The organism is Extensimonas perlucida, assembly GCF_007655255.1.
GTDB classification, from domain to species: domain Bacteria; phylum Pseudomonadota; class Gammaproteobacteria; order Burkholderiales; family Burkholderiaceae_C; genus Extensimonas; species Extensimonas perlucida.
This window is the reverse complement of the sequence record NZ_VMYE01000001.1, coordinates 439,040-460,593: the sequence shown is the minus strand read 5'-3', so window position 1 is coordinate 460,593 and position 21,554 is coordinate 439,040. Positions and strand designations below refer to the sequence as shown.

The following is a 21,554-nucleotide window of genomic DNA, read 5'->3' as shown; positions in this document are numbered from 1 at the left end:
CCTCGACTCCAGCCCCCGCCCGAATGTTGTGCGGCGGGTGGCTCGTTGCATCGCGCACTCCTCTCACTCCCCCATTACCACGACCAAAAAGGGCTGAACCCAGCCGGTTTCGTCGTGCGCCCCCTTCCGGAGCCTGACGAGCCGGAAGGGCCAGCAAACAGCTCATTGTTTGAAAGGCGCAAAATGAAACTCGGTAATCTCGTGGGCCTCGTCGGCTGGCGCGGCATGGTCGGCTCGGTCCTCATGGACCGCATGCAGGCCGAGGGCGACTTCGACCTGATCGAGCCCATTTTCTTCTCGACCTCCAACGCCGGCGGCGCTGCCCCGGCGATGGCCAGGAACGAAAAAACGCTGCACGATGCGCACGACATCGCTGCGCTGAAAAAGTGCGACATCATCATCACCTGCCAGGGCGGCGACTACACGAGCGAAGTCTTTCCGAAGCTGCGCGCCGCGGGCTGGAAGGGCCACTGGATCGACGCGGCGAGCACGCTGCGCATGCAGGACGACGCCGTGATCGTGCTCGACCCTGTGAATCTGCCCGTGATCCAGAACGCGCTCGCCAAGGGTGGCAACAACTGGATCGGCGGCAACTGCACCGTCAGCTGCATGCTCATGGGCGTGGGCGCGCTCTACAAGGCCGGCTTGGTTGAATGGATGAGCACGCAAACCTACCAGGCCGCGAGCGGCGGCGGCGCGCAGCACATGCGCGAGCTGTTGACGCAATATGGCACGCTGTACGCCGAAGTGCGTGAACTGCTCGACGACCCCAAGAGCGCGATCCTCGAAATCGACCGCAAGGTCATCGCCAAGCAGCGCAGCCTGAGCGCCGATGAAACCGCGCATTTTGGCGTGCCGCTCGCTGGCAGCCTGATTCCCTGGATCGACAAAGACCTGGGCAATGGCGTGAGCCGTGAGGAATGGAAGGGCATGGCCGAAACCAACAAGATTTTGGGCCAGGGTGAGGGCTTCGACACGCCCGCGGTGCCCGTCGACGGCTTTTGCGTGCGCGTGGGCGCGATGCGCTGCCACAGCCAGGCGCTGACCTTCAAGCTGAAAAAAGACGTGCCCGTGGCCGACATCGAGGCCATGATCGCCGCCGACAACGCCTGGGTCAAAGTCGTGCCCAACAACAAAGAGGCCACGCTCCAGGACCTCACGCCCGTGGCCGTGACGGGAACGCTGACCATCCCCGTGGGCCGCATCCGCAAGCTCGCGATGGGCCCCGAATACCTGGGCGCCTTCACGATTGGCGACCAGCTGCTGTGGGGCGCCGCCGAGCCGCTGCGCCGCATGCTGCGCATCCTGCTGCAGGCCTGAAACACCATTGCTTCGCTGTGCAAGCGGATACAGATGTTTACCAGGCGTTGCCTGCTGACAACGCCTGCTCCAGCCTGATATGCGGACAACCATGGCTTGCTGAGCCCGTGCGCTCATAGACTTGCCAGCGCCATACATTGCTGCTATGGTTCTTGCAGCCTGGTTGTTCTAGGGAAGCCTTCCTTCCGCTGGATGGAGCCAAGTCCAAGAAGCAAACCACCACACCACACCACTTTTGCTGATGAACTCCATGCATCGTTGGAAACTTTCTGCCCTGGCAGCCGCAGCCACGCTATCGCTTGGCTTGTACAGCAGCGATGCATCGGCCCTCGCCCTGGGGCGGCTGAGCGTCAAGTCGGCCCTTGGTGAGCCATTGCGTGCCGAAATCGAAGTGCCCCAGATCACCACGGAAGAAGCGAACAGCCTGCAGACACGTCCAGCGTCTGCAGAAGTTTTTCGCGCCCAGGGTGTGGAGTTTTCGCCTTTGATGAACGGTGTGCAGATCGTGCTGAAGCGCCGCCCCGATGGCAGCGCTTTTTTGCAGGTGACGAGCTCTCGCAGCGTGAACGAGCCGTTTCTCGATCTGGTGCTCGACACCTCCTGGAACGCGGGCCGACTGGTGCGCAGCTACACCATTTTGCTGGACCCACCCGCATCGCACCGAGCGCCCCCGGAGGTCACCGCGGCGGCACAACTGACGGCCCCTTCTTCGCCAACAACGGCGGCCCGTGCCGTGGCCGCAGGCACAGGTCCGGGTAGCTCAGGGGCCCGCGACCGCGCGCGCCCGATGCAACCCGCGCCGACCTCTGCTGCGACCGCAGGGAGCGTCACGGTCCGACCCGGCGACACGGCCAGCCGCATCGCCCAAGCGCATCGCCCAGCGAGCGTCTCATTGGACCAGATGATCGTCGCCTTGCTGCGCTCCAACCCAAACGCATTCATCGATGGCAATGCCAACCGCATCAAGGCCGGTGCCGTGCTGCAATTGCCCGACGAGGCGGCCGCGCAGTCTGTTGCTCCCTCGCAAGCGCGGCAGATCCTAGCTGCACAAAGCCGCGACTTCAACAGCTTCCGCCGCAAGCTCGCCACCGCAGCCCCCAAAACCGATGTCGCGCCTGCGCAGCGCGTTGCGAGCGGCAGCGTGCAAGCCGTGGTCGAAGACAAAAAGCCTGCCAGCGCCGGCCCCGACAAATTGCTGCTGTCCAAAGATGCGCCGCCCGGCCAGAAATCGGCAGAGGAACAGCTGGCCAGAGAAAAACAGGCCCGCGAAACATCCACGCGGGTCGCCGAGCTGTCCCAGAATATCGCGGAACTAAACAAGCTCAGTGCGGTATCTGCAGGCAGCGCGGCCGCCCCGGCCACTGCGGCGTCCTCGGCGGCAAACGCTGCCGCCCCTGCGGCAGCGGCCTCCGCCCCGCAGGAAGCCGCCTCCGGGACCTCCATCGCGAGCGCCGGCCTGGCTCCCGCAGAGCAGGCCTCTGCCGCCTCTGCCACTGCCAGCGCTGCGCCCATGGCGGCAGCGTCTGTCCCAGCCTCCAAACCCAAGCCCGCGCCAACGCCAGCGCCCGCACCAGAATCCAGCTTCGTCTCCAGCCTCCTCGAGGAGCCCCTGCTGCCCGCAGTGGGAGGGCTGGCGGTCCTGCTGCTCGGCTATGGTGCCTACCGTGTAGCGCAACAGCGACGCAAAAAGGAAAGTCTGGACAGCAGCTTCATGGAAAGCCGGCTGCAGCCTGACTCCTTCTTCGGCGCCAGTGGTGGCCAGCGCGTAGACACCGCCAGCAGCGACCTGAGCACGGGTGCATCTTCCATGGCGTACTCGCCCAGCCAGCTCGACGCGGGCGGCGACATCGACCCGGTGGCCGAGGCCGACGTCTATCTGGCCTACGGCCGCGACCTGCAGGCCGAAGAAATCCTCAAGGAAGCCTTGCGCCACCATCCCGAGCGTGTGCCCGTCCATGTCAAGCTCGGCGAAATCTACGCCAAAAGACAAGACCGCAAGGCTCTGGAAGCCGTGGCTGCCGAGGTCTTCAAGCTCACCCAGGGAGAGGGGCCCGATTGGGCGCGCATTGCCGATCTGGGCCGGGCGCTGGAGCCTGCCAACGCGCTGTACCAACCGGGCGGCGCGCCCAAGGCTGCAGCGCCACTCGGCGCCGCAGCCGGCGCCATCCCCAGCGCGTTCCCCAGCACTTTTTCGGGTACCGTCGAAGCGTCAGGGGCCGCCCTGCCCGAGCTGGACCTGAACCTGGACGCAATGGATGCAGCGCACGCAGCCAGCCCTGCCACCCCGGCGCCCCTGGTGTCCGACAGCCCAGCGGCCGAACCGGCCTTGCCGCTCGACGCCCAGAAAGATGATTTCGACCTGGCCGCACCGGTAAGTGAGGCCACTGCGCCGCCAGACTCGGCTGTGGGCGCCGAGCATTTTCCCGCGGCCATGGCAGAACCGCCGGTCGCCCCTGCAGAGGCCGCGGCCGAAGCAGCGGCGCAGGAACCCGCCGAGGACGAAGAGCCCATGCTCGCCGGCCTCGATTTTTCTACCGGCGACCTGGACTTGCTGGCGACGGCACCCACACCTCTTGCTGAAACCGTGGAAACATCCGCGCCCGAACCGCTGAAATTCGACCTGGGTGATCTTTCGCTGGACTTGGATACAAGCCCTGTCGGCGCGGAAGCCCCCACGCCCAGCACGGGCGCCGAGGCCGAGCCTTCGGCGCAAGACCCGCTCGCGACCAAGCTCGCGCTAGCGCAGGAGTTCCACTCCATTGGCGACACCGAAGGCGCACGCGAGCTGATCGAGGAAGTGCTCGCCGAAGCCTCCGGCCCGCTGAAGGAACGTGCGCAACGCCTGCTGGATGAAATCGGCTGAGCGGCTGTCCGTACCCATCTCATACCCGAGCGCACACTGCAAAGCCATCTTTTCTTGCCCGCTGGATGAGGATCGCGCTCGGCGTCAGCTACAACGGCCAGGCTTATGACGGCTGGCAGAGCCAGCCCTCGGGCAACACCGTGCAAGACAAGCTCGAAGCGGCGCTTGCGCGCTTTGCCGCGCAGCCCGAGCCGGTGCGCACGCTGTGCGCGGGCCGCACCGATGCCGGCGTGCACGGACTCATGCAGGTGGTGCACTTCGACACGCCGCTTGCGCGCACGGCGTTTTCGTGGGTGCGCGGCACCAATGCTTTTTTACCGCCCGACATCGCCGTGCAATGGGCGCAGCCCGTGCCAGACACCTTCCACGCGCGCGCAAGCGCCGTGGCGCGGCGCTATGCCTACGTGCTGCTGCAGTCGCCCGTGCGCCCCAGCGTCGAAGCCGGGCGGGTCGGCTGGGTGTTTCAGCCGCTGCACCTGGCCGCCATGCAGGAAGCGGCCGAGTACCTGCTCGGCACGCACGACTTCAGCGCCTTTCGCGCCGCGGCCTGCCAGGCCAAGTCACCCGTCAAGACCCTGCAGCGCATCGCGATCTCGCGCCGTGGAACATCCGGGCCCGCCCAGGCCAAGGCGGACTCCGACACCGATTGGCAGCCGTGTTACTGGCGCTTCGAATTCCAGGCCGACGCCTTCTTGCACCACATGATCCGCAACATCATGGGATGCCTCGTCGCCATAGGCCAGGGCAGCCAGCCGCCGCAGTGGATGGCGCAGGTGCTCGCGGCGCGCTCGCGCAGCGCTGCCGCGCCCACCTTCGCGCCCGATGGCTTGTATTTTCTGGGGCCGGTCTATGCGGCGCACTGGGGCCTGCCAGAGCGCAGCCCTGCGTATGATTGGCTGCCATGAGCTTTGCCCACGACCAGTCCCCACACTCCTCCTTTGCCAGCCGCCCCACCGCACAACGCACGCGCATCAAAATCTGCGGCCTCACGCGCGAGCAGGACGTGGATGCGGCCGTTGCTGCTGGCGCGGACGCCATCGGCTTCGTGCTCTACCCGAAAAGCCCGCGCTACGTCACGCCCGAGCGCGCCGCGGCCTTGGCCAGGCGCCTGCCGCCCTTCGTCACGCCAGTGCTGCTGGTGGTCAACGAGAGTACTTCTTTCGTGATAGCTGCTTGCGCCCTTGTGGCGGGCGCTATCGTGCAATTTCATGGGGATGAGACGGCCGAGGAATGCTGGGCCGCGAGCGGGCACGGCAGCCGCCCTTATTTGCGTGCAGCGCGCATCCCTATCGGGCCGCAGGCCGTGCCGTTCGACCTCGTAGAATACGCGCAGCAACATTCTCGCGCCCAGGCCATTTTGCTCGACGCCCAAGTGGAGGGCTATGGCGGCGGCGGCAAGGCATTCGATTGGTCACTCCTGCCACCAAACGTCAACGCTCACCTCGTTTTGTCTGGTGGACTCACGCCTGCAAACGTGACCGATGGCATCGCCCAAGTGCGCCCACGCTGCCTGTCGCTGGCCGTTGACGTCAGCTCGAGCGTGGAACAGGACGGCCCCGATGGCCGCCCCCTCAAAGGCGTGAAAAGCGCCGAAAAGATCCACCGCTTCGTGGCCGCCGTGCGCGCGGCCGATGCCCAACTTGCCTCCAAGAGCCATGTCCAGTTACCAACAACCTGATGCCTCTGGCCACTTCGGCCCCTATGGCGGCAGCTTCGTCAGCGAAACCCTCACGCACGCCATCGACGAGCTGCGCCAAGCCTACGCGCGCTACCAGAACGACCCCGACTTTCTGGCCGAATTCCACTACGAATTGCGCCATTTCGTGGGCCGCCCGACGCCGGTCTATCACGCCGCACGCACCAGCCGCGAAATGGGCGGCGCGCAGATCTACCTCAAGCGCGAAGACCTCAACCACACGGGCGCACACAAGATCAACAACGTGATCGGCCAGGCCATGCTTGCGCGGCGCATGGGCAAGCAGCGCATCATCGCCGAGACCGGCGCAGGCCAGCACGGCGTGGCCACGGCCACCATCTGCGCGCGCTACGGGCTCGAATGCGTGGTCTATATGGGCGCGGAGGACGTCAAGCGCCAAAGCCCCAACGTCTATCGCATGAAGCTGCTCGGCGCGACCGTGGTGCCCGTAGAGTCGGGCAGCAAGACGCTCAAGGACGCACTCAACGAAGCCATGCGCGACTGGGTCGCCAACGTGGACGACACCTTCTACATCATCGGCACCGTGGCTGGCCCGCACCCCTACCCCATGATGGTGCGCGACTTCCAGAGCGTGATCGGCAAGGAGTGCATAGAACAGATGCCCGCGATGCTCGTCGCGCAGAATGCGCGCTCGGGCCAGCCCGACGTGGTCGTGGCCTGCGTGGGTGGCGGCAGCAACGCCATGGGCATCTTCCACCCCTACATCCCGTTTGAAAACACGCGCCTGATCGGCGTCGAAGCCGCCGGCGCGGGGCTCGATACGGGCCGCCACGCCGCCTCGTTGCAGCGCGGCAGCCCCGGCGTGCTGCACGGCAACCGCACCTACATCTTGCAGGATGCGAACGGCCAGATCATCGAAACGCACAGCGTCAGCGCGGGCCTCGACTACCCCGGCGTGGGCCCCGAGCACGCCTGGCTGCAGCAGATCGGGCGCGCCGAGTACGTGGGCATCACCGACCAGGAGGCGCTCGCGGCGTTCCACTACCTGTGCCGCACCGAAGGCATCATCCCCGCGCTCGAATCGAGCCACGCCGTGGCCTACGCGATGCAGCTGGCCAAGACCATGCGCCCCGACCAATCCATATTGGTCAACCTCTCGGGCCGCGGCGACAAGGACATAGGCACGGTGGCCGACCTGGGCGGCGCCGACTTTTTCTGCCGCCCGAGCTGCCAGGGACAGAGCGTGAAAAGCAGCGAACACAGCGTCAAAGTCGTCAAATGACGCATGACTCGTCCGAAATGAGCCCCACGAAATGAGCCGCATCGAAACCACTTTTGCCGCGCTGCGAGCGCAAGGCCGCAAGGCCCTGATCCCCTACGTCACCGCGGGCTTTCCGTTTGCCGACATCACGCCGGCGCTGATGCTGGGCATGGTCGAGGCCGGCGCCGACATCATCGAGCTGGGCGTGCCCTTTTCCGACCCCATGGCCGACGGCCCGGTGATCCAGCGCGCCGGCGAAAAAGCCCTCGCGCTGGGCGTTGGCATGGCGCAGGTGCTGCAGCATGTGCGCGAATTCCGCAAACGCAACGACAGCACGCCCGTGGTGCTCATGGGCTACGCCAACCCGGTCGAGCGCTACGATCAGCTGCACGGCCTGGGTGCCTTCGTGCGCGATGCCGCAGCCGCGGGCGTCGATGGCGTGCTCATCGTCGATTACCCGCCCGAGGAGTGCGCCGCATTCGCCGCGCAGCTGCGCGCGCTTGGCATGGACCTGATCTTTTTGCTCGCGCCCACCTCGACCGAGCAGCGCATGCAGCAAGTCGCGGCGGTGGCAAGCGGCTATGTCTATTACGTCTCGCTCAAGGGCGTGACGGGCTCGGGCGCGCTCGACACCGGCGCCGTCGAACAGATGCTGCCGCGCATACGCCAGTACTTACATATCCCCGTGGGCGTGGGCTTTGGCATCCGCGACGCGGCCAGTGCGCAGGCCATCGGCCGCGTGGCCGACGCCGTGGTGATCGGCAGCCGCATCATCGAGCTGATCGAGCCCCAGCCCTATGAAAAAGTCGTGCCCGTGGCGCGCGACTTCCTGCGCCCGATCCGCAAGGCGCTGGACGCCGCCTGAAGCACTACCGCCTCCCTGAACGCCGCATAATCCGCATCCCCGCCTGCAAAGGAGCACCCCATGTCCTGGCTCGAAAAACTCCTGCCCGCCAAAATCCAGCAAACGCCCGCCAAAGAGCGCCGCCAGATGCCCGAGGGGCTGTGGATCAAGTGCCCGAGCTGCGAGGCCGTGCTCTACAAAGCCGACCTCGAACACAACCTCAACGTCTGCCCGCAGTGCGGCCACCACCACCGCATCGGCGCGCGCGCACGGCTCAACGCCTTTCTGGACGCCGAAGGCCGCTACGAGATCGGCCACGAGGTGCTGCCCGTGGATGCGCTCAAGTTCAAGGACAGCCGCAAGTACCCCGAGCGCCTCAAGGAAGCGCTGGAGCAGACGGGCGAGACCGACGCGCTGGTCGTGATGGGCGGCGCCGTAAAGAGCATCAACCTCATCGCCGCGTGCTTCGAGTTCGAGTTCATGGGCGGCAGCATGGGCAGCGTGGTGGGCGAGCGCTTCGTGCGCGGCGTAGAGACCGCGATCGAGCAGAAGGTGCCTTTCGTGTGCTTTACCGCCACGGGCGGCGCGCGCATGCAAGAAGGCCTGCTCTCGCTCATGCAAATGGCCAAGACCAACGCCGCGCTGGGGCGGCTCGCGAAAAAAGGCCTGCCCTACATCAGCGTGCTGACCGATCCGACCATGGGTGGCGTGAGCGCGGGCTTTGCCTTTCTGGGCGACATCGTGATCGCCGAGCCCAAGGCGCTGATCGGCTTTGCCGGCCCGCGCGTGATCGAATCCACCGTGCGCGTGACCTTGCCCGAGGGCTTTCAGCGCGCCGAATTCCTGCTGCAAAAAGGCGCGCTCGACTTCATCTGCGACCGCCGCGAGCTGCGCAACGTCGTCGCGTCGAGCCTGGCCATGCTGCAGCGCCTGCCAAGCGACGCGGTGGCCTGACGAGCGCAACGCAAATACTACTGAAAGATGAGCTGCTAGCGCTTCTCTATCAAGCGCTAGGAGCCTGTCGGACTTTGGGCGTCGATAGCGAGAATGCGCCCCGGCGAGGCCAGTTTTTGCCGGATTCGCCGCCCCATAGTGGTGCTATGGGGCAAGAAGCCGGTAAAAAATGGGCCGCTGCGGCGCATTCGCAGCCGACGATTCCAAAGTCCGACAGGCTCCTAGAGGCCATTTTTTATCCCATAAGTACGCTGGCCTGCACGTGCCCAAGCACGATCAGGGCGATCTGCAGCAGCACCAACGCCACCAGGGCCGACCAATCGACGCCGCCCAGCGGCGGAAGGATGCGCTGCAGCGGCCGCAGCAAGGGCGCGCACAGCCGCGCGATCACGTCGGCCAGCGGCGCGCGCGCCGGCATCCAGCTCAGCACGGCAAACACGAGCAGCAAGCCCATGAGCCCCGTGATCGCCACGCGCAGCAAGCCAAACAAAGCCAGCCACAGCAGCCAGACCCAGGCCACGCCCGCGCCCATGAGCAGCCACAGCAAGCCATACTGCGCCAGCTGCAGCAGCAGCGCCGCCACCAGGCTCGCCACGTCCCAGCCACGCACCGCGCGCAGCACGCGCCGCAGCGGCAGCACCAGCCAGTCGGACAGCGCCATCACCACGCGCCCGAGCGGGTTGGCAAACGACACGCGCTGCCACTGCATGTAAAAACGCAGCAAACACGCGCCCGTCAGCAGGCCGCCCACGAGGTCGAGCAAAAAAGTGGCGATTTGGTACAGCATGGATAACTCTGAAAATGTGCTGCGCCGGATGATAGCGGGCAGAATGATCCGCTCATGACCCAACACCTCACCCTCTCCTCGCTGCCCCTGTTTCCGCTGGGCGCGGTGCTTTTTCCGGGCGGCGAACTGGCGCTGCGCGTGTTCGAGGTGCGCTACCTCGACATGGTGCGCAAATGCCAGCGCGCTGCGGCACCGTTTGGCGTCGTCGCGCTGCGCGCCGGGCATGAGGTGCGGCAGGCCGGCGCGCCCGAGGAAAAGTTGTACGAAGTGGGCACGCTCGCACATATCGAACAGCTCCAGACGCCGCAACCGGGGCTAATCACCTTGCGCTGCCGCGGCGCCGAGCGCTTTCGCATCCTGCGCTCGCAGCGCCTGCCGCATGGCTTGTGGGTTGCCGATGTGCAGCAACTGCCCGCCGACCCGCCCGTGGCGATTCCGCCCGACCTCGCGCACACGGCCACGGCGCTCGCCAAACTACTGGATAAGCTGCGCGAGCGCACCGCGCAAGATGCCGCCGCGCCCCGCCCCACGGCAGCGCAGCTCCACGACTGCGGCTGGGTGGCAAACCGCTGGGCCGAGCTGCTGCCCATTTCGCTCGAGCTCAAGCAAAACCTGATGATGCTGGACAACCCGCTGCTGCGGCTGGAACTGGTGGACGACCTGCTGCAAAAGCTGGGCATCGTTTAGTCGTCAACCCCAGGCGGCCAGGGCTGTGCTTGCCAGCCTTGCCAGCCTTCCATTTTTTGAGTCTTTTTGGCCTCTAGCCCAAATACAGCAAGCGCTAGAAGCTATGGTTTTGGAATCTTCCACAAGCGCAACGCCCAGGTCTGAAAAACCAGTCAGCGCGACCGGTATTCCGGCACCAGCGTCTGCAGCCAGGCGCGCAAGGCCGCGGCGGCAGGCGCGGGGCCGGCCTGCTGCAGCCATTGCTCCACCACCTGCGCGGCGAGCCCGCCGTCGGCACCGAGCTTGGCCACGCGCAGCTTGGGGTGCGGCGTGGGTTCGGTGGTTTCGTCGTCGGCGAGCAGCTCTTCGTAGAGCTTTTCGCCCGGGCGCAGGCCCGTGAAAGCGATCGGCACCGCGTCCTCTGTCTGGCCCGACAGGCGGATCATCATGCGCGCGAGCTCGACGATTTTGACCGGCTCGCCCATGTCGAGCACGTAAATCTGGCCCGAGCGCCCCATGAGCCCCGCCTGCAGCACGAGCTGCGCCGCCTCGGGGATGGTCATGAAGTAGCGCACCATTTCCGGGTGCGTCACGGTCACCGGCCCGCCGCGCGCGATTTGCTGCGTGAACAGCGGCACCACCGAGCCGCTCGAACCCAGCACGTTGCCAAAGCGCACCGCCACGAACTGCGTGCCCGGCCACTGCGCGGCCATGCCCTGCACCACACGCTCGGCCAGGCGCTTGCTCGCACCCATCACGCTCGTGGGGTTCACGGCCTTGTCGGTGGACACGAGCACGAAGCGCGCCGCCCCCACCTCGCCAGCCACGCGCGCGGCGTGCAGCGTGCCGAGCACGTTGGTGCGCAACGCCTCGACCTCGTTGCCATCCTCCATCAGCGGCACATGCTTGTACGCCGCGGCGTGGAACACCACGGCGGGCCGGTGCTGCGCGGCCAGCGCGCGCAAACGCTCGTATTCGCGCACATTGGCCGTGTAGTAGAGCCCCTGCAGCTGCGGATGCGTGGCGCGCAGCTCCTGCTCGAGCTGGTAAATGGCGATTTCGGACATGTCCACGCACACCAGCCGCGCCACGCCAAAGCGTGCGATCTGCCGGCACAGCTCGGCGCCTATGGAGCCGCCCGCGCCGGTGACGAGCACCGTCTGCCCCGCAAACAGCTCCGACAGGCCACGCACGTCGAGCTGCACCGGCGCGCGGCCAAGCAGGTCTTCGAGTTGAACTTTGCGCGGGCCCTCGGAACCAGCACTCAGCCAATCGTCGGGTTGCGGCAAGGTGAGCAGGGTCAGGCCCCCCTCCACCGAGTGCAGCAAGGCATCCCGGCGCGCTGCCGAGCCCGAAGGACTCGCCACCAGGGCCGTACGCACGCCCAGCGCGCGACACACCTGCGGCAGCGCCGACAGGTCGCCCAGCACAGGCAGGTTTTGCAGCGAACGCCCCTTTTCCGCGGCCAGCGGCGACACGATGCCCACTACCCGCCATTGGCTGCTGCCCTTGAGCGCGCGCAGGACCGCTGCCGCTTCGTTCAAAGTACCCACCACCAACAGCGGCCGCCCCGTGCGGGCTGCCCCATCGTGCCGCTCGAAATACAGGCGCTGCCCAACCCGCGCCGCGCCCAGCAGCAGCAGCGCCAGCAAAGGATGCAACAGCAGCACGGAACGCGGAAAGTCCGCCACGCGCGCCATCAATATCAACGCTGCCGTGAGCACTGCGCCCAGCAGCACCGCCCCCACCAGGCGCCGCAACTCTGGCAGACCCGTATGGCGCCACACCTGCCTATACACCCCCAGGCCCCACAAGGCCGCAGCATGCGCGGGCAAGGCCAGCACCGAGCCATGCAGCGCCACGCGCAGATATTCGTCGGGTATATCCAGATTGAAGCGCAGCCAGAATGCCGCCCACCAGGCCAGGAGCACGAGCAGGAGGTCCAGCGCCAGCGGGGGGAGCGCAGACAAAGACAATTTGGGGCGCATACCGCCCATTTCAGCCACCTACAGACATCAGTGCACGGTGCAAGTGCTCTATCACTCTGTCTTGCTGCTCAGCAGACATGTTCGAGCCCGATGGCAAGCAAAGACCTGTCCGAAACAAGCGTTGCGCAACGTCCTCTGACGGAGCATGGGCAAAAAACGGTGCTCCGGCAAACAACGGCTGCAAGTGCATTGGCTTCCAAACTGGACGCGCCTCTATGCTGTGACGCTCCAAGGTTCGCATGATGGTTTCACCGATCGTCGGTTCGTAGGCGTCAATGGTGAAACAACTCAGCCAGCGCGTACTGCACCAACCTTCGGGCTCGGGCATCCAGTGCACGAAAGACAGGTCGCTCAGAGCCGCGCGATAACGCTCAAATACTTGTCGGCGCTGCGCCACACGCTGCTCCAACACACGCAGCTGCCCGCGCCCTATTCCGGCGAGCACATTGCTCATGCGATAGTTGAAGCCCATTTCCTTGTGCTCGTAGTGCCGCGCAGGCTCACGCGCCTGCGTAGCGAGCTTGCGGGCACGGATCATCAGCTCGGCGTCTTCAGACACCAGCATGCCGCCGCCCGACGTGGTGATGATTTTGTTGCCATTGAACGAAAAAATACCCACCCTGCCCCACCCCCCGCTTGCACGACCCTTGTAGCGCGCACCCAACGACTCGGCAGCATCTTCGAGCACCGGAACGCCATACCGGTCACAAATTGGCAGCAGCGCATCCATGTCAGCGCTCTGACCATAGAGATTGACAATGATTACGCAACGTGGCAGCCGCCCCGCAGCCTTTGCCCATGCAAAGGCGCGCTCAAGCGCCGCCGGAGACATATTCCAAGTGTCGGGCTCGGAGTCAATGAACACAGGCTGCGCGCCACAATAAAGTATGGGGTTGCAACTGCCTACGAAGGTCAGCGAAGAGCAGAACACCGTGTCGCCCGGCTCCACGCCAAGCAGCAGCAAGCCCAAGTGGATTGCCGCTGTGCCCGAACTCAAGGCCGCAGCATGGCCCACGCCTACATAAGCGGCCACTTCTTTCTCGAAAGCATCGACGTGCGGCCCAAGGGGGGCAATCCAGTTGGTGCGGAAGGCCTCCTCGACGAAGGCTGTCTCCTCTGCTCCTAGATGGGGCGACGATAACCAGATGCGCTGCGAAAGCTCGCGCCGAGTGACTAGGTCGCGCACATGGCCTTTTGCGTCGCAGACGGGCACATGGTCGATTGCGTGCATGTCCATGAGGCGCAGCAAGACCTCGGCGCCCGCGTTTTCATCGGCCACCACGGGCGGCTTGGCCGGCAACGCGGAAATCGGCGTCTGTGGCGTCAACGCAGCAAGCACGGCACGGCGCAGATCGCCATCGGTCACAGTGCGCAGGAGCCGGCCCGAGCCGTCAACGACGAGCAGGATGCCGCTCCCCATCTGATTGAGGCGAGCGAGCGCTTCGCCCCAGGGCGTATCGGGCGGCAGGTACAAAAGCATAAGGCTGTCATTCATCGGGCAACGTTCTCAATACGTGTTGACTTTCTCGAGCAGGTCCGCCGCCAACGGCGTCTCGACCAGCAGACGGACGATACGCTCGACCGCATGCCCGTCACCGTAGACGTTGGTGGGGGAAAATCGCCCATGAACCAGCGCCTGCCGCAACGCTCCTTTGATCGCCACCACGTCGACCCTGCAGTCCCAGGTATTGGCATTGCGTTCACGGCATCGCTGCCGGTCGCCGACGTTGACCACAGGGGTGCCAAGCGACGCTGCCTCAATGATGCCCGAGGACGAGTTACCCACCAGCACCTCGGCGTGGCGCAACGCTTCGAGGTAATGTTCGCGCGCAAGGTGGGTGATACGAACGAGCCGATCACCGAGGCGCGCCATAGCCGCGTCCAGCGCCTGCAAGATGCCGCCTGAGCCAGCATCGGCATTGGGTTCAAGCCAGACGAGGTGCAGGTCGTGCTCGCTCGCCACGCGCTCAAGCGCCTCGGCCAGTGCATGGGTCTGAGTGACCGCGTCGTGCATTTGCTGCACCACCGGGTGAAACAACACCAGGACGTAACGCGCGCCAGCCCCAAGGCCGAGACGCGCGAGCGTCTGCCCGCGCGGTGCGCCGAGCACAGCGCCAAGCCCGTCGAGGCTGGGCGCCCCGGTCACCCACACATGCTCGGGCCGCTCGCCCAGGCGAATCACGCGTTCCCGCGAAGTTGCGGTGGCGACAAAGTGCCAGTGGCTGAGCTTGGTGATGGCATGGCGCACCGGCTCATCGACCGTGCCCGATCGCTCCCCCCCATGCAGATGCACATTGGGAATGCCCAGATGCAGCGCAGCGATGGCACCAGCAAGCATTTCGCCGCGGTCGCCGACGAGGAGCATCAGGTCAGGGCGTTCGCGCTCGAGCACCTCAGTGAGCGCCACCACCATTTGTCCGATGCCGCGCGCCATGGCCGCAGGGCTGCGCGATTCGACCTCGGTCGGGATGCGAACGACGATTGGCAGGCCCCTGGCCTCAATCTCGCGCACCGTATCGCCGAACGCCGGACTCAGGTGCATGCCGGTGACGGCCAGCTTGAGCTGCAACCCCGGATGAGCGTGGATGCGTGCGAGCACATCCGCCATCAAGCCAAAATCAGCACGGGTGCCTGTGACGTAGAACACGCTGCGGGGTACGGTCGGAACGCTCATGGTGCGAGCAGTTCCATCGTGAGCGTCGTCCAGGCCGCTACCGGGCCGTGCAGCCGCCGCCCGGGCAAGGCCGCGAGCGCCGACGGCGGCAGGCCTGTGCCGGGCCGGCGCAAGGCGAGATCGGCAGCGCCGAGCACGTGGCCTGCAGGCAGATCGCGTATGACAACCACGCTGCGCCTTGCAACGTCGCGCGTGTTCGCCTCGATGGACTGCGGTCGCTTCATGCCGTCGCCCAGCATGGCACTGACCGTCCGGATGCCTGCCACCAGTCGCGTGAACTCGGGCGGGTCGGCGGACGCGCTGTGGTCGGGGCCGGGCAGGGTTTGGTCGAGCGTGAGGTGCTTTTCGATCACCTGCGCGCCCAGCGCTACGGCAGCTAGCGCGGCCTCGACACCTTGGGAGTGGTCCGAATAGCCCACAGGCAGGCCGGTCGCCTGTGCGAGAGTCAGAATCGCGCGCAGGTTGAGCGCATCAGCAGGCGCGGGATAGGCCGAGGTGCAATGCAACACCGTGAGCGCAGGCGCAGCGTCGCCGACGCGGCCCGTGGCCGCCCAGCGTGCGCGGATCCAGCCCAGCGCCTCCTGCACCTCACCGAGCGTGGACATGCCAGTAGAGACGAGCAACGGCAAACCGGTGTCGGCCGCGCGTTCGAGCAGTGGCCGGTTGGTCAACTCGCCCGAGGGCAGCTTGAGACGCCGCACACCTAGCGTGACAAGTTCGTCGACGGCGGCCTCCGAAAAGGGCGTCGAAAAGAACTCGATACCGATCTGCGCGCAATGCTCAACGATGCGCGCGTGGGCCTCGAAGTCGAGTTCGAGCGCACGGATCATTTCAAACTGACTCGTCGCTCCGGTGTTGGTGCGTTGGTAGTCAGCCGTCGCGGCACTCGGTGTCACCACGTCCTCCGCGCGAAAGGTCTGGAACTTGACCGCGTCGGCACCCGCGGCGCAGGCAGCGTCGCAGAGTGCGAGCGCAAGATCGAGACGGCCGTTGTGGTTGACGCCGGCCTCGGCAATGATGAACACATCGGGCATGGATTCAATCCTCAGAATCGGGGTTGAGCGTGTACCGGTACAACCAATTAGCGAGTTCGAAATCAAACCGGTCATCAATGTCGACCGAACGCGCGCGCGGCATAGCATAGGCCCGCACAGCGACGCTCCAGAAACCGTCTCGCACGGCGCGCGCGATGGCTGCGCGCTGCCAGACATAGATCGCGCCATTGAGTCCCCAGACGGTCGGTGCATCCTGCCGCCGCGCGAAAGCCGCGGGTTTGGACAACGCCAGCGTGCCGTCGGGCTGCGCCTCGACCAACGTGTAGTAGGGGTTGTGCGAAGGCTCAGTGACGCTCACGACAAGTTCGGCAGTGGTCTCGGCGAACACGGCCAGCGCGCCAGCAATGTCTTCGGCGGTGCGCAGCGGTGAGGTGGGCTGCAGGTCAACCACTGTGGCAATAGCGAGACCCGACGCTTCGAGGTGCTGCACAAGGTGTTCTATGACCGGGAGCTTGCTCGCCTCGTCGGAGGCCAGCTCTGTCGGTCGCCGGTAGGGCACGATGGCCCCTGCCGCCCCGGCCACCGCTGCGATTTCATCATCGTCCGTCGAGACATACACCCCGGTGATCTGGGCGCAGGCCTGCGCTTGCTCGATGCTGTGCACAATGAGCGGCTTGCCCGCGAACGGCCGCACATTCTTGCGTGGCAAGCCCTTGCTGCCACCCCGCGCGCAGATGGTGGCGATAGTGAGACCGGTCACGTCGGCGCCTTTCTCCCAATGACAACCCATTCGATGTGTATCTTTTGGCGGCCTTTCAGAGTTCGCGATACCTGCTCGATACTCACCAACTCCCACGGCGCAAATAAGAGGAGCAAATCAGACTCCGTTGCAAATCGAACCATGCCTGTGCCCAAGAATGGCCCTTCCGAGCAACGCCATGCATGATGACCGCATGCCTCACCGGTCCCTTCGCCCCAAGTCCCTGAAGCCGAAGTTCGAACATAGAGCCACCCGCCGGGCCGACACACTCGATGCATCTCAGCGTAGACCTCGCAGGCCGATGCATGGTCGATACACATGACGGCGTTACAGTCAACCACCGCGTCGAACGTGTCAGTAGGCCACGGCATAGGCTCACACATGTCGCCGACACGCAAGCATTCGTCGCTCATGACGCGATTCCATCCAGGCACCTCCAGATCGAGGCGGGAACGAGCCCTTCGACAGCCCGCTTCGGTGCCCTCCAATCCCGCAACAGAATACCCCTCACGGGCGAAGTACCAAAGATTGGCGCCGGTTCCGAAGCCAACCTCCAGCACCTGCACATCGCTTCGAGGCTGCCGATGGCCTAGCCGCTGTGCACCAAACCGAACTAAGTCCTCGCTAGGGTATCGCCCCCATGCGCGCTCGGTAAAAATTTCTTCCCACAATGGATCTCGCGTCATGAATGCTCCACATGAATGATGATTAGTCCAGCAGCACTCGCGGCGGCAGCACCTCGAGACTGTACCCACGCTGCGCCGCGAGCGCCCAATAGGTTTCGGGGTCGTGAACCGCTTCGCCGACATAAAAGCTTCGAGTGATCCGAGAAAACCCAAGTTTGTAAAACAACAAAGAGTTGTCCTCTCTCGTATCCGTCCCCCCGCCGAGATAAAGCCACTCGAGCCCCTCAGACTGCGCCGTTTCCGCTGCAACGCATTGCATCAAATAAGGCGTGCCAATCGACTTTCCGCTTGGACTGCTGGCACCGAGGTGATATTCCGCAACGCAGCCTCCGAACAAGTAAATACCCGCAGAGAGCCACTCCCCATCCAATTCGCAGACCAACAGGCGGGACTGCGGCAAAAGACGGACCGCTTCGAAGTACGAGTCTGGGAACAAGTAGAACGGCCGCGCGTCCATGGCAACCATCGCCTCACGGTAAAAGAGGACGAATCTCTCCCAGTCGAGGGCGTTACGACTCCAGCGTGTCAGCACTTCATGCCGTCGCGCACGATTGATCTTTCTTTTCGTCAGCGGGTTGAAACCCGCGCTGATCTCTCCGCGGCGAAGGTCTATCGACACCGTTTGTCGATTCAGGTGCACGCGGCCGAAAAATGCCGCTTCAGAAGCCAGATGCGGATGAAACCGTCCCAACTCGGCCACGACCCCATGTGCGCAACACCACTGCTGCCATAGCGCCCATGCCGCCTGAAGCCTTTCGCGATCGGAGCACGTGGTCAGGATGCCACCGTACCCATAGGGCGAAATGGCACCTTGCCAATCCGAACGCCCCAAAAAAGGCTGCAAGTGCACCGAGGTCATCCATTCAAACTCGCAATACTCAAGGGCCACGTGGATGCACCGCAACGCCGGACTTCTCCGCGCGTCGGCAGCTGCGAACGCCGGACTCATGCTCGCGACTTGCAAACTCGGTGCAAGCCCCTCGAACCGCCGCTGCGCCTCGTTAAGTTCGATGACGCGCAGTCTCATAAACCCGTCCCCCCAATTGGAGTCGTCGCGCAACATCCAACACTGCATCGGTGGCAGAAAGAGCCAAGTCGCTCGGCAGGTTCTGTTCTTTGCTCAGACCCATCAGAGGTCCCGACCATGCACTTCCCAATTCATCCCACCCCACGGTTCGGGTGGCCACGCCCATCCGGTCAAACGGACTCAACCCATCGAGAATGGAGCCTCGCACCTGCGTAACTGGCCGTCCGGCAAGCGCCGCCTCGACGCCGACCGTGGAAACCGTCACCAGCACCTCGTCACCAGCGTGCAGCCAGGCGTGCAGCGGCACCTCAGCGCCGGCTACGCGGATGCGCGGGTGCGCGAGGGCGGCAACCACGTCGGCTGGCGGCTCGCTGGGGTGGCGGCGCAACCAGAGCGCGAGCCGCGGGTCACCCCGGACCGTTTCGATCAGGCGCTGCTCGATACGTCGCGGCCACTGCGGGTCGCCAACGGCGGTGATTCCCGGGACGCGCGCCGGCTCTGACGAGGTGGCGAGCAAGAGCACGTATTTCCCTTCGAACCCGGCCTCACGACGCAGCCCGGCGCCCAGCGCGGGCAGCGTCGGGTCGCGCAGGCCGTCAAAGGCGGGGTTGCCCGTGGCGAACACTTGCTCAGGCGGGCGCCCTGCAGCGATGAAGGCTGCTCGCACCGCTTCGTTGAGGACGCAGAGCGCGTCGGCATAGTCGGCACGGACGAGGCGTTCGCGCTCCCAGATGCCAAAGAGGTCAAGCAGGCAGAGGCTCGGGATGCCAAGCGCGCGGGCGGATTCGATCGCAGCCTGCTCCGCGCGCGGCGAGTTGGTGGCGAGCACCAGCGCCGGTTGCACGCGCCGCAAGGCTCGCTCGAGGACGGTGAGCGGCAGGAAGGCCAGGCGACCATAGCGCGCGTAGCGCTCGGCCGCCTCGGCCGCGCCGTGCCGTTGCTCGAGATCGGTGTAGGACAGGCCCAGATAGGCCACCGATTCGTCCCGCTCGGCAGCCTGCACGGTGAGTTGATCTGCAAGCCGCTCGCCGATCGCGAGCGCGAGGTGGTCACCAGGTTCGAGAAGGTCACGAAAACCGAGGGTGGGCACCCCCCGGGCGCGGGCGATCGGCGCCGCCGTAGTGAGCGCAAGCATCAGCGGCTCGGCCACGCCCAGAGCGCGCACGCGCTCGGCCACTGGCAACAGGGCCTTTACGTGCCCGCCGCCATAACAGACGAACAGCCAAGTAGGCCGCTGCTTCATACGCGACCCTCCCCAGTCAGCGCCATGCCCAGCCCAAGTCTCTGGGTCTGCGCCCACACCGCCAACGCCGCCAACGCCCGCAACTCGCGCGTGTAATTGGCGCTGCCGGATCGGTGCTTTTCCAGCATCAAATCTATCTCTTTCGCCTGAAAATACTGCATAAGCAGCTCACTATTTTGAAGTAAATCGCACAACCAGGGGTAGCATTCTGCGCGGAACCAGTCGCCTATGGGTACGGTGAACATCTGTTTCTTGCGGTACGCCAGGTCTTCGCCGATCAGCGGGGCCACGGCGCGTTTGAACCAGTGTTTTTTGTCGCCATCGGGCGCCAGCTTGGTCGCGCCGCGGGCACGGAAGGCGAACTCCATCAGGCGCCAGTCAAGGAAAGGCGTGCGCGCCTCCAGGCCCACGGCCATGCCCATGCGGTCGGGCTTGACCAGGTTGTTGCCGCTCAGCAGCAGTTGCATGTCCAGGTACAGCGCCTGGTTGATGCGGTCGAAGTGCTGCGCCTCTTGCAACCAGGGCTGCGCGGCCGCGCTGAAGCTGTCCAGGCCTTCGAGCCGTGCGCGCACCTCAGGGCGGTACAGCGCGTTCTTGGCCGTGGGGGTGAAGAGCGAAATGCTGTCGAAGTAGCGGCGCTCGAATGCCGGCTGCGGCAGGGCCAGCGCGTCGGGTCGGGCGAAGAACTGGGCGTATTTGTCGTAGCCTGCAAACAGTTCATCGCCGCCGTCGCCGGTCAGCACCACCTTCACGTGCCGCGCCGCGAGTTCGCTCACGCGCAGCGTGGGCATGAAGGATGCGTCACCGTGCGGCTGGTCGAGCTGGTGCAGCACCTGCGGCCAGCGGCTCAGCATGTTGAGTACGGCCACCTCGCTGGTGTGCGCGCAGCCAAAGCGCCGCGCCGCCAGTTCGGCATGGCCGGATTCGTCGTAGCGCGGATCGGCAAAGCCGATGCTGAAGCTGCGCACCGGTGCCTGCACATGCCGCGCCATGAGGGCGACAATGGTGCTCGAATCCACCCCGCCCGAGAGAAAGGCGCCAAAGGGCACGTCGGCGCGCAGGCGTATGCGCACGGCGTCGTCGAGCAGGGCCAGGAATTCTTCGGCCCAGTCCTCGAAGCGCTGATCGCACTCGCGCTGGCCTGCCAGGCTCCACCAGCGCTCTGTGTGCACGTGGCGGCCGCGCGTGTATTTGTGCCAGGTGCCGGGCATGAGGTGGCGCACGCCGGCGTAGGCCGTCCAGGGCGGCGGGATGTAGTTGAAGCTGAGGTAATGGTGAATTGCTTCCAGGTCGATAGCTGCTCGTGCCCGCTGCGCAAGCGCTGGCGGCCAAAATGCCTTGATTTCTGAAGCGAATAGCAGGCGCTGCCCGTCGTCGGCCACGTACAGCGGTTTGACGCCGATACGGTCGCGCGCCAGGTACAGCGCATCCTCGCGCGCGTCGTCGATGGCGATGGCAAACATGCCGTTCAGGCGCCGCAGGCAGGCGATGCCTTCGCGCTCGTACAGGCGCAGGATGACTTCGGTGTCGGAGTGGGTATGCAGCCGCACGCCCTGCGCGCGCAGCTCTGCAGCCAGTTCCACGTAGTTGAAGATTTCGCCGTTTTGCACCACGGCGATCCGGCCGCAGTCGCTCACGAAGGGCTGGTGCCCGCCGGCGATGTCGATGATCGCCAGCCGCCGGTTGCCCAGGGCCACGCCGCGCTGCGGCTGGTGGCGGATGCCCTCGTCGTCCGGCCCGCGGTGCGCGAGCGTGCGCGCCATGGCTTGCAGGGCCTCGTGCGGCAAGGCACACAGCGCCCGATCCCAGTAGCCGAAGATGCCGCACAT

General features: G+C 65.4%; 18 protein-coding genes. 8 read left to right on the top strand and 10 right to left on the bottom strand.

Features of this window, described 5'->3' with window-relative positions; genetic code table 11:
- Positions 1-183 precede the first annotated feature (183 nt).
- The 7 genes from asd (at position 184) to accD (ending at position 8,899) form a co-directional block, all read left to right on the top strand.
- On the top strand, positions 184-1,320 hold the full coding sequence (asd, locus tag FK527_RS02415; RefSeq protein ID WP_144729280.1) for an aspartate-semialdehyde dehydrogenase: 1,137 nt from the start codon (positions 184-186) through the stop codon (positions 1,318-1,320).
- Positions 1,321-1,570: 250 nt separating this feature from the next.
- Positions 1,571-4,183 (top strand): motility hub landmark protein FimV, encoded by a 2,613-nt coding sequence (locus FK527_RS02410; RefSeq protein ID WP_144729278.1) that lies wholly within the window; start codon positions 1,571-1,573, stop codon positions 4,181-4,183.
- A gap of 65 nt (positions 4,184-4,248) precedes the next feature.
- Positions 4,249-5,088 (top strand): tRNA pseudouridine(38-40) synthase TruA, encoded by an 840-nt coding sequence (truA, locus tag FK527_RS02405; RefSeq protein ID WP_144729276.1) that lies wholly within the window; start codon positions 4,249-4,251, stop codon positions 5,086-5,088.
- Positions 5,085-5,861 (top strand): phosphoribosylanthranilate isomerase, encoded by a 777-nt coding sequence (locus FK527_RS02400; RefSeq protein ID WP_144729274.1) that lies wholly within the window; start codon positions 5,085-5,087, stop codon positions 5,859-5,861. The genes truA and FK527_RS02400 overlap by 4 nt, the downstream gene beginning before the upstream one ends.
- On the top strand, positions 5,839-7,122 hold the full coding sequence (trpB, locus tag FK527_RS02395) for a tryptophan synthase subunit beta (protein ID WP_144729272.1): 1,284 nt from the start codon (positions 5,839-5,841) through the stop codon (positions 7,120-7,122). Before FK527_RS02400 ends, trpB begins: the two co-directional genes overlap by 23 nt.
- Before the next feature lie 31 nt (positions 7,123-7,153).
- Entirely contained in the window at positions 7,154-7,966 is an 813-nt protein-coding gene (gene trpA, locus FK527_RS02390) for a tryptophan synthase subunit alpha (RefSeq protein ID WP_144729270.1), read from the top strand.
- Between the two features lie 60 nt (positions 7,967-8,026).
- Complete coding sequence (gene accD, locus FK527_RS02385; protein ID WP_144729268.1) at positions 8,027-8,899, top strand: acetyl-CoA carboxylase, carboxyltransferase subunit beta; 873 nt, start codon at positions 8,027-8,029, stop codon at positions 8,897-8,899.
- 235 nt (positions 8,900-9,134) lie between these two features.
- Here the strand turns inward: accD and FK527_RS02380 are convergent, their stop codons facing one another.
- Positions 9,135-9,686 carry a YggT family protein gene (locus tag FK527_RS02380; protein WP_144729266.1) on the bottom strand — a complete coding sequence of 184 codons (552 nt, stop codon included), beginning with the start codon at positions 9,684-9,686 and terminating at the stop codon, positions 9,135-9,137.
- 54 nt (positions 9,687-9,740) lie between these two features.
- Between FK527_RS02380 and FK527_RS02375 the strand changes: the two genes are divergently transcribed.
- On the top strand, positions 9,741-10,373 hold the full coding sequence (locus tag FK527_RS02375; RefSeq protein ID WP_144729264.1) for an LON peptidase substrate-binding domain-containing protein: 633 nt from the start codon (positions 9,741-9,743) through the stop codon (positions 10,371-10,373).
- Positions 10,374-10,525: 152 nt separating this feature from the next.
- Here the strand turns inward: FK527_RS02375 and FK527_RS02370 are convergent, their stop codons facing one another.
- The 9 genes from FK527_RS02370 to asnB are packed head-to-tail and all read right to left on the bottom strand — an operon-like array spanning position 10,526 to position 21,554.
- Positions 10,526-12,322: a polysaccharide biosynthesis protein gene (locus FK527_RS02370; RefSeq protein ID WP_246072630.1), complete on the bottom strand. Its 1,797-nt coding sequence runs from the start codon at positions 12,320-12,322 to the stop codon at positions 10,526-10,528.
- Between the two features lie 28 nt (positions 12,323-12,350).
- Positions 12,351-13,835, bottom strand: coding sequence for an aminotransferase class I/II-fold pyridoxal phosphate-dependent enzyme (locus FK527_RS02365; protein ID WP_144729260.1), 1,485 nt, complete (start codon positions 13,833-13,835; stop codon positions 12,351-12,353).
- Positions 13,836-13,847: 12 nt separating this feature from the next.
- Complete coding sequence (gene neuC / locus FK527_RS02360; RefSeq protein WP_144729258.1) at positions 13,848-15,014, bottom strand: UDP-N-acetylglucosamine 2-epimerase; 1,167 nt, start codon at positions 15,012-15,014, stop codon at positions 13,848-13,850.
- The gene (gene neuB, locus FK527_RS02355; protein WP_144729256.1) at positions 15,011-16,048 is read right to left on the bottom strand and encodes an N-acetylneuraminate synthase; all 1,038 of its coding nucleotides are present in this window, start codon (positions 16,046-16,048) and stop codon (positions 15,011-15,013) included. Before neuB ends, neuC begins: the two co-directional genes overlap by 4 nt.
- Positions 16,049-16,052: 4 nt before the next feature.
- Positions 16,053-16,769 carry an acylneuraminate cytidylyltransferase family protein gene (locus tag FK527_RS02350; RefSeq protein WP_246072629.1) on the bottom strand — a complete coding sequence of 239 codons (717 nt, stop codon included), beginning with the start codon at positions 16,767-16,769 and terminating at the stop codon, positions 16,053-16,055.
- A complete protein-coding gene (locus tag FK527_RS17770; protein ID WP_186298357.1) occupies positions 16,766-17,455 on the bottom strand; it encodes a class I SAM-dependent methyltransferase in 690 nt (229 codons plus the stop codon). The genes FK527_RS02350 and FK527_RS17770 overlap by 4 nt, the downstream gene beginning before the upstream one ends.
- Before the next feature lie 22 nt (positions 17,456-17,477).
- On the bottom strand, positions 17,478-18,482 hold the full coding sequence (locus tag FK527_RS02340) for a hypothetical protein (protein WP_144729250.1): 1,005 nt from the start codon (positions 18,480-18,482) through the stop codon (positions 17,478-17,480).
- Positions 18,457-19,725, bottom strand: a complete 1,269-nt coding sequence (locus tag FK527_RS02335; protein ID WP_144729248.1) for a UDP-glycosyltransferase — start codon at positions 19,723-19,725, stop codon at positions 18,457-18,459. The genes FK527_RS02340 and FK527_RS02335 overlap by 26 nt, the downstream gene beginning before the upstream one ends.
- Entirely contained in the window at positions 19,722-21,554 is a 1,833-nt protein-coding gene (asnB, locus tag FK527_RS02330) for an asparagine synthase (glutamine-hydrolyzing) (protein ID WP_144729246.1), read from the bottom strand. Before asnB ends, FK527_RS02335 begins: the two co-directional genes overlap by 4 nt.

What these genes read in the sequence shown, in the direction of transcription:
- asd (WP_144729280.1), top strand. Translation starts at nt 184, where the DNA reads ATGAAACTCGGTAATCTCGTGGGCCTCGTCGGCTGGCGCGGCATGGTC.
- FK527_RS02410 (WP_144729278.1), top strand. Translation starts at nt 1,571, where the DNA reads ATGCATCGTTGGAAACTTTCTGCCCTGGCAGCCGCAGCCACGCTATCG.
- truA (WP_144729276.1), top strand. Translation starts at nt 4,249, where the DNA reads ATGAGGATCGCGCTCGGCGTCAGCTACAACGGCCAGGCTTATGACGGC.
- FK527_RS02365 (WP_144729260.1), bottom strand. Translation starts at nt 13,835, where the DNA reads ATGAATGACAGCCTTATGCTTTTGTACCTGCCGCCCGATACGCCCTGG.
- neuB (WP_144729256.1), bottom strand. Translation starts at nt 16,048, where the DNA reads ATGCCCGATGTGTTCATCATTGCCGAGGCCGGCGTCAACCACAACGGC.
- FK527_RS02340 (WP_144729250.1), bottom strand. Translation starts at nt 18,482, where the DNA reads ATGAGACTGCGCGTCATCGAACTTAACGAGGCGCAGCGGCGGTTCGAG.
- FK527_RS02400 (WP_144729274.1), top strand. Translation starts at nt 5,085, where the DNA reads ATGAGCTTTGCCCACGACCAGTCCCCACACTCCTCCTTTGCCAGCCGC.
- asnB (WP_144729246.1), bottom strand. Translation starts at nt 21,554, where the DNA reads ATGTGCGGCATCTTCGGCTACTGGGATCGGGCGCTGTGTGCCTTGCCG.
- neuC (WP_144729258.1), bottom strand. Translation starts at nt 15,014, where the DNA reads ATGAGCGTTCCGACCGTACCCCGCAGCGTGTTCTACGTCACAGGCACC.
- trpB (WP_144729272.1), top strand. Translation starts at nt 5,839, where the DNA reads ATGTCCAGTTACCAACAACCTGATGCCTCTGGCCACTTCGGCCCCTAT.
- FK527_RS17770 (WP_186298357.1), bottom strand. Translation starts at nt 17,455, where the DNA reads ATGACGCGAGATCCATTGTGGGAAGAAATTTTTACCGAGCGCGCATGG.
- accD (WP_144729268.1), top strand. Translation starts at nt 8,027, where the DNA reads ATGTCCTGGCTCGAAAAACTCCTGCCCGCCAAAATCCAGCAAACGCCC.
- FK527_RS02335 (WP_144729248.1), bottom strand. Translation starts at nt 19,725, where the DNA reads ATGAAGCAGCGGCCTACTTGGCTGTTCGTCTGTTATGGCGGCGGGCAC.
- trpA (WP_144729270.1), top strand. Translation starts at nt 7,154, where the DNA reads ATGAGCCGCATCGAAACCACTTTTGCCGCGCTGCGAGCGCAAGGCCGC.
- FK527_RS02375 (WP_144729264.1), top strand. Translation starts at nt 9,741, where the DNA reads ATGACCCAACACCTCACCCTCTCCTCGCTGCCCCTGTTTCCGCTGGGC.
- FK527_RS02380 (WP_144729266.1), bottom strand. Translation starts at nt 9,686, where the DNA reads ATGCTGTACCAAATCGCCACTTTTTTGCTCGACCTCGTGGGCGGCCTG.